Origin of the sequence: Hungatella hathewayi WAL-18680, from assembly GCF_000235505.1 — a bacterium.
Lineage (GTDB): Bacteria > Bacillota > Clostridia > Lachnospirales > Lachnospiraceae > Hungatella_A > Hungatella_A hathewayi_A.
Map to the genome: position 1 here is coordinate 1 of NZ_JH379042.1, position 628 is coordinate 628.

1 protein-coding gene is annotated in these 628 nt (G+C 53.7%); it reads left to right on the forward strand.

All coding sequences use genetic code 11. From position 1 onward, the window contains the following. Positions 1 to 148: 148 nt before the first annotated feature. Entirely contained in the window at positions 149 to 436 is a 288-nt protein-coding gene (locus HMPREF9473_RS25840; RefSeq protein WP_006783170.1) for a hypothetical protein, read from the forward strand. Positions 437 to 628: the final 192 nt, after the last annotated feature.

The following is a 628-nucleotide window of genomic DNA, read 5'->3' on the forward strand; positions in this document are numbered from 1 at the left end:
ACCATAAGGATTACAGCGTGGATTTAAACATTACCAACAAAACGCTTATCCCATAGACGGAAAGATTCTGAAGGCGGAATCAAAAAAAGAAAGCGGCTATGCGGTACTGACGCCGGTAAAAGCAAGCATTGCACTTTCAAACACCGGCATGCTGGCTGCTGACACCGGAGGAGTGAGGCTGGGACTTGCGAACCTGGCAGGGAAGAGCGGTCCTCTGTCCGGCGAGAAGTACTATGATAAGGATGCGGCGGCGGGCGGAACGTCGTGGATGGAGTACCGGCTGAAATACGGAGGTGTGCTGCCATACCGGTATTTCATGGAATACAGCGGCATCCATGTGGCGGAGACGAAGCAGTTTGAGTATGAAATCGGTTACTGGTTCGGAGTGTCGGAGAGTGATTATACCGATACGGCGGATGCGGTAGTGGTCCGGTAGACAATGGCGGGGATGAACAGAAGCATGGAGAAGAGCAGAAAGAAAACAAATAGGCTGGACCGCAGCAGGAAACTAAACGGATTTCTGGCTGTGGCGGGCCTGGTAACAGCAGCCAGTCTGGGAATCTGCACCATCGTGGCAGTCTGGGGCTTCCCAGCCCCGATCCAGGCGCAGATCGATATCCAGCCGGAT